Origin of the sequence: Pedobacter frigidisoli, from assembly GCF_032678525.1 — a bacterium.
In the GTDB taxonomy this organism is placed as follows: domain Bacteria; phylum Bacteroidota; class Bacteroidia; order Sphingobacteriales; family Sphingobacteriaceae; genus Pedobacter; species Pedobacter frigidisoli_A.
Genome location: NZ_JAVTSE010000006.1, coordinates 186,510 through 197,832, shown reverse-complemented (window position 1 = coordinate 197,832; position 11,323 = coordinate 186,510). Strand labels below are relative to the sequence as shown.

Here is an 11,323-nt window from a genome sequence, read left to right as displayed (position 1 = left end):
GGCCTATGTTTGATCCCGATAACCAATTATAAACCCTTCACAGATGAGTCGTTTGCTTCTTCCCCTGGAAAGCTCTCCTGTTGATCAGATTCCCTTAATTACGGAATGGAATCAAACATCGCCTGTATGGATAAATAATGCGTAACCACTACCGCTTTTAAACAAAAACCAAATATAACATGAGAATCCTGAAAATTTTCTTTTTCTGCCTGATGGTATGGGGAATCCCTTCATACACTTATGCGCAACGCAAGATTTCCGGACAAGTACTGAGCGACACCAATGAACCCCTAACTGGCGTAACCATTGTTGTTCCTGGTGCAGTCCCGAAAGAAATTACAACAACCGATGGTCAGGGACGATTTACCCTTAACGCAAGCAAGGGTACCTTTCTGGTAACCTACATTGGCTTTAAAAACCAAACCATCACTATTGGCGACAGAACCCAGTTTACCATTAAAATGGAAAGCGACGATCAGGGACTGGATGATGTAGTGGTAGTAGGTTATGGCAAACAATCCAAAAGAAACATCACCGGAGCGGTAAGTAACCTGAAATCAGAAGATGTGGTACGTACCTCATCAACTTCTACCGCAGGGGCACTTGCCGGTAAGGTACAGGGTATTTCTGTTCGTGCCAAAGATGCACGCCCCGGACGCGGTGCGAGTATCGAAGTCCGTAATATGGGTAATCCATTGTTTGTTATCGATGGTGTTGCCTACGGCGGCCAGACCGGAACAGACTGGGTAGGAACTCAAAATGCATCAGGCGCAGACATCTTCAACTCTTTAAACCTCGAAGATATTGAAAGTATATCCATCCTTAAAGATGCTGCCGCAGCCGTTTATGGCTTCAGGGCTTCTAAAGGCGTTGTATTAATTACCACGAAAAAAGGTTCAAAAGATGAGTCGGTAAAAATCAATGTAAATGGATACCTGGGCTGGCAAAACCTCACCCGTTTCCCTGAAATGGCAACAGCCGCCCAATACACCAGAGGTTTGGTAGAAGCGGCACAAAATGAAGGCCGCGATCCGAGTGCAGTATACACCCGAGCAGAACTCGCGAAATGGCAGGCCGGTACGGAACCAGGTTATCAGGGTTATGACTATGCCGACATGATCATCCGTAAAGACATCCCTCAAAGATACATCAATGCCAACATCACTGGTGGAGGCAAAAAATCTAACTATTTTGTATCGGTAGGTAACCTGCAGCAGGATGCCATGATCAAAGATTTTAACTACAAGCGCACCAACTTACAGGCCAATCTCGAAGCAACTTTGCTCGAAGGCCTTACCATAGGTACACAAATCTCAGCGCGTCAGGAGAAAACTCAGGATGTGGGGCTACCTGGTGGAGATGGTTATTTTTCTTCGATCCTGGCTATCTTCAAAAACCGACCAACAGTCGGGCCTTATGCCAATGATAATCCGCTCTATCCTAACCAAACCAATGAGTTTGCCTATAATCCGGCTATTTTTAGCCGCGATATTGCAGGTTATAAAGACAATAGCTTTATGAGCGGAAATGTGAACATGACCGCAACCTACAAAACCAAATTTGGTTTAACAGCAAAAGGTATCGTGTCTTACAATTACACCAATAACAAATTTGATGGTTTTCAATACAGCTACGACGTTTACCGGTATGAAAATGGCCAATACGTACGCAGTAACGGAACCAATTCAAGATGGCGCTACAAAACCGACCGTGTTGCCGTAGCCAGATCCGGACAATTTCAATTGGATTACACCAAGCAAATCGGCGATCATAACTTCTCCGTAATGGCAGGATATGAACGCTCTGATTGGGACCGAACACTTACAACCATCGGCTCCAACCCAACCAACAACTATATTCCTTTGGTAAATACCATCTCCGAACTTAGTGGAATTGGCGATGAATGGTTATATGAAGCAAGAGCAGGTTTTATTGGTCGTTTAAACTATAACTATAAAGGGAAATACCTGTTGGAAATCCTGGGTCGTTATGATGGTTCTTACTTGTACTACTCAGGCAAAGAATGGGGTTTATTCCCTGGAGGTAGTTTAGGCTGGCGCATCTCCGATGAACCATTTTTCAAACCTTTGAAAGGTGTGGTAAATGACATGAAATTGCGCGTTTCAGTAGGGCAAACCGGATTGGAAGAAGGTGTAGGTATGCATGGTTACCTGTCAGGCTACAACTGGAACTCAGGAAATGCAGTATTAAACGGAACCTATTACCCTGGCATTCAGCCTAAGGGTCTTCCGGTGCGTAATCTATCCTGGGTAAAAAATACCAATTACAATGTCGGTATCGATGTAGGCATGTTTGATAATAAATTAACCTTCACAGCCGATGCATTTAAAATTATCCGTACAGGTTATCCGGGTACAAGATATGATGTATTACTGCCTTCCGAAATCGGATATACCTTACCGAATGAAAACTTAAACAGTAATGGATACTATGGTGCAGAAGGTATTATTACCTATGCCAGTAAAGTAGGTGAACTGAACTATACGGTAAGTGGAAACTTTACTTTCTCAAGGTATAAAGTATTGGATTCCTACAAACCACGTTTCAGCAATTCATATAATGAATATACCAACTCAAGCGAAAACCGTTGGGGAGGTATCTGGTGGGGCTACGAAGTGGTAGGCCGCTTCCAGTCTGAAGAAGAAATCAGGAGTTATGGCATCAACAATGATGGTCAGAACAACAGAACACAGCTACCAGGTGATTTTATTTACAAAGATGTAAACGGTGATGGTGTGATCAACGATCTTGATCAGCGGCCGATTGGTTACCCTACAGGCTGGGCACCAATGATGTCATTCGGCGGACGCATCGGCTTAAGCTACAAAGGAATTGACCTGAACATTGATTTAGCAGGTGGAGCCATGCAATCATGGAACCAGGATTATGAATTAAGAAATGCTTTCCATGGCGGCGGAAACTCTCCTGCCTATTTATTGGAAGACAGATGGCACCGTGCCGATCCTTACGATCCTACAAGTGCATGGGTTCCGGGATACTACCCGGCCATCCGCAACGGCAACTCAGGTCCAAACGGTAGAAACAACAGTTTCTGGTTAAAAAATGTAAGGTACCTCCGCGTAAGAAACATGGAGCTCGCTTATAGCTTTCCTAAGTCGCTTGCCGAAAAAATTAAAGCGCAGAAAATCCGCTTCTATGTAAACGGGTCGAATATGATCTCATTCGACAATGTAAAAGATTTCCAGATCGATCCGGAAATCGAGGCAGCAGCAGCGGTGGTATACCCGCAGCAAAGAGTATTTATGGCAGGATTTAACATCACATTTTAAATAAAAATTAAGATGAAAAAAATTTATATAGCTTTTGCACTGCTTATTGGCTTAACCATGAACAGCTGCAAACACGATGACTGGTTTTACCGTGAATCAAAAACCACCATCACCGACGAACAGTTGTGGAACGACCCCAATTTGATTACCTCGCTGCTGGCGAACTACTATAACCGCTTACCATCCCTCCACGGCGTATTTAATACCGGTGGGATGACAGAAATTGACGACGCCATGTGGTCGGGTACACGCGATCAGAACGGCAGAAATGATTTCCAGTATGGAAACGACTATGGCCGCTATTGGGATTATGGATTAATCCGCGACCTGAACCTTTCACTCGACAACATCAATGCTTTAGGCGGCAAGTTAACGCCAGCACAGAAAAACCAGTTTATCGCTGAAATGCGCTTTATCCGTGCTTTCGTTTATTTCGAAATGGTAAAACGCATGGGTGGTGTACCTTTAGTAACCAAACAACTCATTTACGACTTCAGCGGCGACCCTACCCCACTACAGGTACCCCGCGCCAAGGAATCAGAAGTTTATGATTTCATTTACAAAGAACTGGAAGAGATTAAAGCTGACCTGGCCCCTAACAATGGCGTGGCAACACGTGCCAACCGCTACACCGCGCTGGCACTGGAAAGCCGCGCCATGTTGTATGCCGCATCTATCGCCAAATACAACAGTTTAATGGCCGCACCAATCAGCACTGCCGGTGGCGAAGTAGGTATTCCCGCAGCGATGGCAGCTGATTATTACAATAAATCACTTACCGCTTCAAAAGAAGTAATTGCAGGCCCCTATGCATTATACAATACCAACCCGGATAAAGGCGCCAACTTCTATGATATGCTGAACAAAAAGCCGGTAAGTGAAATCATCTTTGCAAAAGATTTTGCCCTGGGTACGAAAGTACACCGCTTTACCTATGATAACATCATCAAAAGTATGACAGAAGATAACGAAGCATCATCAGCCATTTCTCCATCCCTGAGTCTGGTAGAAAGCTTCAACTATTTAGATGGAAGCAGAGGTACTTTAAAAGACAAAGACGCAAACGGCAACTATATTGCTTATACCAATCCGGCCGACATTTTTGCCAATAAAGATGGTCGCTTATTTGGAACCGTAATTTATCCGGGAACCACATTTAAAAACAATCCGGTAAGGATACAGGCAGGTGTAGCAGTATATAACAATGGTACTTATCAGTTAACCACCTCAGCAGTATTAGGTGGCAACTACACCGACGGGCAGGTATGGACGGGCTTTGACGGACCTAAAGATGACGCCGTTGATGTGAGCAATACCGGCTTTTACATCCGTAAAATGGTGAGCGATGCACCCGCCGCAAGTACCCGCGGAACATCAGCAGTAAACTGGTGGCCATGGTTCCGCTTAGGTGAAATCTACTTAAATGCCGCGGAAGCTGCTTTTGAGTTAGGCCGCCCCGAAGCATTAGGCTATGTGAATACGGTCCGTGCACGTGCGGGATTCCCGGCTAACAGTTTGAGCGCATTAACCAACGATATCATCCGTAATGAACGCCGCGTAGAACTTGCCTTCGAAGATCACCGTTATTTCGACCTGAAAAGATGGCGTATTGCCCATCTGGTTTGGGATGGTACCGAAACGGATCCGAACGCTGTAGTAATGGGCCTTTATTCATACCGCGTGGTAAGACCAGGCCATCCCGACAATGGAAAATACATTTATGCACGCGTACGCCCAACCCGCTTCCGCCGCGCAAGGTTGTTCCGTATGGCCAACTACTACTCATCAATCGATCAGACAGTGTTAAACAACAACCCGAAAATTGTTCGTAATCCATTCCATTAATCCTCAGCATGATGAAAACTAAATTTTTAACGATAATAGCAGCAGCAGCCAGTTTATTTCTGGCCAGCTGCGCTGAATACGATAACTTTGATGCCCCAGAATTAACTTTATCAGGTAAAGTGGTATATCAGGGCAGAGCATTAGGCGTGCGCAATAATGGTCCGCAACTGGAATTGTGGCAGGATGGCTACCCCCTGAAATCTCCTATTTATGTCTACATGAACCAGGATGGAAGTTTCTCGGCAAAGTTATTTGCAGGCCAGTATAAACTTACACGACGCCCAGACGCTCCATGGCTTCAGCAAGCTACCGATACCATCAGGGTAAACCTCACCGCAAATACAAATCTGGATGTACCGGTAACACCCTATTTCTCCATCACCAATGAAACCTTTACAAAATCCGGAAATACCATTAACACCAGTTTTGTAGTGAATAAGGTGGTGCAAACGGCCAATGTTGAATTGGTTCGCCTTTACCTGGGCAAATCAGTGTTAACCGACCAGGTGCTACGCGATGTGCGGATAGATGGAAATGTATCTTCATTGGTATTTGGTGCACCAACCAGCTTGTCTGCCGACATCCCCGACAACCTGAAGACCCTAGATTTTATTTACGCAAGAGTCGGGGTGAAAGCCACAGTTGCCAGCGAATATGTATATTCACAAGTACAAAAAATAGCATTAAAATAATCAGTTCAAATACGGGTCATGCAGATACGTACCCAGTTTTTTAAGAAGATAACCCATTTAACGACCCAAACCAATGATTAAAAACTATCTAAGCCTGTGCTTTATTTTACTAGCCACTTTACAGTTAGTTTTTGTTAAAAAAACATCGGGCCAGACTTACAAGTCTGGCCCTGCTGATAAAGATTTTGCAGGATACCTCTTTACCTATTTTAAAGGAAACGCCGTAAAAGATGAAGCCATTTGCTTCGCCATCAGTACCGATGGTTACAATTACCGCGCCCTCAATAATAATGAACCTGTAATTGACTCGAAAAACATCAGTTCAACCGGTGGTGTTCGCGATCCCCATATCTTACGTGCAGAAGATGGCCGGTCCTTTTATATGGTGGTAACCGATATGACCTCATCCAAAGGGTGGGATTCTAACCGGGCGATGATACTAATGAAATCAGATGATCTGATCAACTGGAAACACACGGTAATCAATATCCAGAAAGATTATAAGGGACACGACGACCTTAAACGGGTATGGGCGCCCCAAACCATTTACGATCCCGCAAAAGGGAAGTACATGGTTTATTTTTCCATGCAACATGGCAATGGTGCCGATATCATTTATTATGCCTACGCCAACGCTGATTTTACAGGTTTTGAAGCCGAACCTAAAGTGCTGTTCAATCCTAAAAACGGTAAATCATGTATCGATGGCGACATCATCAACAAAAACGGCCTGTTTTACCTTTTCTACAAAACCGAAGGTAATGGAAACGGAATTAAACTCGCCGTTACCGATTCACTTATGTCGGGAAAGTGGCTGGAACAACCCGGATATAAACAGCAAACCAGAGACGCCGTTGAAGGTTCTGGCGTATTCAAACTGAACCGTTCAGATAAATACATTCTGATGTACGATGTATATGGCAAAGGCAAATATCAGTTTTGCGAAAGTGCCGATCTCGATAGGTTTAAGGTAATCGATAACGAAGTAAAAATGGATTTCCACCCCCGCCACGGCACCATCATCCCGGTTTCCCGTACTGAACTCAGAAATCTAACGGCCAGATGGGGCCTTCCTCAGGGAATGGAACTCAAACTGGCGAAAAACCCCGTACTCGATGGCTTTTATGCCGATCCCGACGTCCTCTATTCAAACAAAACTAAAAAATACTACATCTACCCTACCAGCGATGGTTTTGATGGCTGGGGAGGGTATTATTTTAAAACCTTTTCTTCCACCGACCTTACCAGCTGGAAAGATGAAGGGGTAATCCTCGACTTAAAAAAAGATGTTCCATGGGGCAACCGCAATGCCTGGGCACCAACCATTGCAGAAAAGAAAATTGGAAAGGATTATAAATATTTCTACTACTTTACGGCGGCACAGAAAATTGGAGTGGCTTCAGCTGATCTCCCAACCGGCCCTTTTACTGCTTCCGGAAAACCCCTGGTTAACTTTAAACCCGGGGGCATTAAAGGAGGACAGGAAATAGACCCGGCCGTATTCACCGATCCAAACAGTGGAAAAAGTTACCTCTATTGGGGCAATGGATACCTGGCAGTTGCTGAACTCAATAAGGACATGATTTCCCTTAAACCTAACACCACCAAAGTACTGAACACCGATAAAACTTTTAGAGAAGGATGTTATGTTTTCTATAGAAAAGGAACCTATTATTTCATGTGGTCGGAAGACGATACACGCAGCGAAAACTATCGTGTCCGCTATGGAACGTCCAAATCACCTTTAGGACCAATCACGACAAGTGAAAATAACCTGGTGATTCAGAAAGATCCAGAATCAGGTATCTTCGGAACTGGCCACAATTCAGTCCTCCAAATTCCCGGAAAAGATGAATGGTACATCGTTTACCACAGATTTAACTACCCAGATGGAATTAACATGGGCGATGCAGCCGGATTTAACCGCGAAGTTTGCATGGACCGCATGTATTTTGATGAAGCCGGTCATATAATTCCTGTAAAGCCAACACACTAACAATGATAAAACTTTTTAAATTCCCCATGCTCGCAATTGCGGTAAGTTTACTTACTGCATTCAGCGTTTCGGCCCAGCCCGGTTTTGGTACAGCCGAAAAAATAAATGCCGACTGGCGTTTCCATCTCGGAGATATTGATCCCAAGAAAGAACCGGATCAGCGCGACAGATCCTGGAGAACAGTACAGCTCCCGCACGACTGGACCATTAAACAAACGTATAGCCCAACTTATGCCAGTGCTACCGGATACCTTCCCGGAGGTATAGGATGGTATCAGAAAAAGCTAAACATCACAAAACAAGACCAGGGAAAGAAACTATTCCTCTATTTTGAAGGCGTGTACAACCGCAGTGAGGTTTTCCTGAACGGGAAATCTCTGGGCAAACGGCCCAACGGTTACATCTCTTTCAGTTACGACATTACCCCATTTGTAAAATTCGGAGAAGAAAATCAAATCACCGTTCGTGTAGACCACAGCCTGGATGCTGATTCACGCTGGTATACAGGCTCTGGAATTTATCGCGACGTCTATCTGGTACGGTCAAATCCGGTACACCTCGAACAATGGGGACTTTATGCCTTCCCGACAGTTGATGGCAATAAAGGAACACTGAACATACAGGCGGATTTAAAAAATGAATCCGCAGCAAATACATCATTAATCGTAGTAAATGAACTATTGGATAAAAGTGGCAAAGTATTGGTCAAAAAATCAGACAAAATCACACTTGCAACCGGTGCCAGTCAACAGATTAATACCAGCCTAGCACTCAGCAATCCCCAACTCTGGAGCATCGATGCTCCAAATCGTTACCGCTTACGTACCATGGTGCTGCAAAACAATAAAATTATCGACAGCACTACGATCGTCACCGGTTTCCGTAAATTCACTTTCGATCCCGACAAAGGCTTTGCACTGAACGGTAAACAAATGAAGGTAAAAGGCGTATGCCTGCACCACGATGCTGGTGTATTGGGTGCTGAAGTATATCCTGAAGTATGGCGCCGCCGTTTACTGACCTTGAAATCGCTCGGCGTAAATGCCATCCGGACCAGCCACAATCCCCAGGCCTCATCCCTGTATGACCTTTGCGACGAACTGGGTCTTCTCGTGATGGATGAAGCTTTCGATGAATGGGAATTTCCAAAACGCAAATGGCTTCAGGGTTGGAACGTAGGTACACCTGGTTTTCAGGGTTCTTCCGATTTCTTTAAAGAATGGGCAGAGAGAGACCTGGCCGACATGATCAAAAGAGACCGAAATCACCTCTCGATTTTTGCCTGGAGCATTGGCAATGAGGTAGATTATCCAAATGATCCCTACTCCCACCCTGTTCTGGCAGGCAATGGCGAGGGTGGTTTTACACAGCCCATTTTTGGAGGTTACAAAAAGGATGCCCCTGATGCCATGCAGCTGGGTATCATCGCAAAGAAACTGGCTGCTGTGGTGCGAAAATATGACACCAGCCGCCCGGTTACCGCTGGTTTGGCCGGCGTAGCCATGTCGAACGAAACAGATTATCCCGGAACGCTCGACATTGCCGGATATAATTACACGGAAAGCCGTTACCAGCAGGACCATAAGCGCTACCCTAAACGGGTGATTTTCGGCAGTGAAAACCGTCATGATTTCAGCGCCTGGAAAGCAGTGCAGGATAATGAGCATATTTTCGGCCAGTTTCTGTGGACAGGCATCGATTACCTTGGCGAATCCGGACGATGGCCTTCACGTGGATTTTATTCCGGCCTGCTTGATTTTGGTGGTTTTATCAAACCTCGTGGCTATTTCCGCCAGTCGCTATGGTCTGATAAACCCATGGCTTACCTCGGTACTTATCCGCTGAAAGGCGGTAGCGCTGCGTCCGATGTATGGTCGGTACTTGAATCTGAACAGGGACAGTCTAAAAACGAAACGCCATCAATGGATGCATGGGCCTCATGGAACTACCAACCCGGACAAATGATCCGAGTAGTATGCTACACCAATTCCGCGAAAGCTCGCTTGGAACTGAATGGATCTGTGGTCGGAAAAACAAAAGACTACGACAATAAAACCGGGATCATTTTCTGGGACATTCCTTATGCGGAGGGGAAACTCGAAGTTGTTGGCCTCGATACAAAAGGACAGGAAACTGTCCGCCATCAAATTCAGTCGAGCGGCCGCCCTCAGGCCATTAGGGTGCTGCAGGGGGAACAAATCGAACTGAAGGCAAAAGATGGTCTTGCCCAACTCGAATTGCAACTCGTAGATGAAAATGGTGTCATGGTAGCAGGTGCCGATGATGAGATTACCTGCGAAATAGCCGGAAACGCCCGCTTATTGGGTATGGAAGCCGGAGACAATGCCGACAAAGGGGATTATACCGACAATAAACAGCGCGTATTCCACGGTAAAATGATTGTATATATCCAATCCAAAGCTAAAAAAACAGAAGAAGTAACCGTTCGCTTCAGTGCACCATGGTTAAAACCTGCAATTGTAAAAATAAAATTGTTGTAGTCACCAGATATCTGATCCCCGGATATCAAGCATCGTCCGGGGAAACAGATCATCTTCCTCCGTTTTGAACACATCATTCAGTAATACGGACACGCCAAGCCTCCGCTATAAAACGAATTTTGTCTTATCATTTAATAAAATATAAAATGCAAAAGACAATATTCATCACAGGTGCCTCATCAGGCTTAGGAAAAGCAACCGCCATATACTTTCAGCAGCAAGGCTGGAAGGTAGTCGCTACCATGCGCAATCCCGAAAAAGAAACGGAACTGAACGCAATGGAAAACATCACCCTGTTACCGCTCGACGTAACTAATTCAAATCAGATTACGGAAACCGTAGAAACCGCCCTCGCAATCACTCATGTCGATGTAGTTTTTAATAATGCCGGATATGGTTTAATGGGTGCGCTTGAATCCCTCAGCGATGAACAGATTTTAAACCAGCTCAACACCAATCTGATTGGGGTAATCAACACCACAAAAGCCTTTATTCCCTATTTCAGAAAAAGGAAGTCAGGCCTCTTCATCAGCACCACATCCATGGGTGGTTTTCTCACCTTCCCGCTTCATTCCATTTATCACGCCGCAAAATTTGCTGTTGAGGGATGGTCGGAAGGTATGTCTTTCGAATTAGCCCTCCACAACATTGGAATTAAAACCGTTGCTCCTGGGGCTATTGCTACAGATTTCACCACGCGATCGCTCGACAGGAGCAGCCATCCCGAATATAAAATCCTGGAAGATAAATTATTTGGAATGGTGGACCATATGATGGATCAGGCTGCCGACCCCGCGAACATCGCAGCTATTGTTTATGAAGCCGCAACCGATGGCAAAGATCAGCTCAGATATGTTGCCGGGGCCGATGCCAGTCAGATGTATGCACAACGAATGTCCGTAGGTTCCGAAGAGTTCCGCAAAAGCATCGCAGCTCAGTTTCTGGGATAAAAGCCAGATTAATCAATAGTTTTGTAAA

Annotated in this window: 6 protein-coding genes; all 6 read left to right on the top strand. The window is 45.1% G+C overall.

The features are described from left to right. The first annotated feature begins 179 nt into the window (after positions 1-179). The 6 genes from R2Q80_RS17225 (at position 180) to R2Q80_RS17200 (ending at position 11,295) form a co-directional block, all read left to right on the top strand. Positions 180-3,311, top strand: a complete 3,132-nt coding sequence (locus R2Q80_RS17225) for a TonB-dependent receptor (RefSeq protein WP_316800791.1) — start codon at positions 180-182, stop codon at positions 3,309-3,311. A gap of 12 nt (positions 3,312-3,323) precedes the next feature. Continuing rightward, a complete protein-coding gene (locus tag R2Q80_RS17220; protein WP_316800790.1) occupies positions 3,324-5,156 on the top strand; it encodes a RagB/SusD family nutrient uptake outer membrane protein in 1,833 nt (610 codons plus the stop codon). 8 nt (positions 5,157-5,164) lie between these two features. Further along, on the top strand, positions 5,165-5,848 hold the full coding sequence (locus R2Q80_RS17215; protein ID WP_316800789.1) for a DUF3823 domain-containing protein: 684 nt from the start codon (positions 5,165-5,167) through the stop codon (positions 5,846-5,848). 73 nt (positions 5,849-5,921) lie between these two features. Next, positions 5,922-7,844: a family 43 glycosylhydrolase gene (locus tag R2Q80_RS17210; RefSeq protein WP_316800788.1), complete on the top strand. Its 1,923-nt coding sequence runs from the start codon at positions 5,922-5,924 to the stop codon at positions 7,842-7,844. Positions 7,845-7,846: 2 nt separating this feature from the next. Next, the gene (locus tag R2Q80_RS17205) at positions 7,847-10,345 is read left to right on the top strand and encodes a sugar-binding domain-containing protein (RefSeq protein WP_316800787.1); all 2,499 of its coding nucleotides are present in this window, start codon (positions 7,847-7,849) and stop codon (positions 10,343-10,345) included. 146 nt (positions 10,346-10,491) lie between these two features. Further along, a complete protein-coding gene (locus R2Q80_RS17200) occupies positions 10,492-11,295 on the top strand; it encodes an SDR family oxidoreductase (protein ID WP_316800786.1) in 804 nt (267 codons plus the stop codon). Positions 11,296-11,323 lie beyond the last annotated feature (28 nt).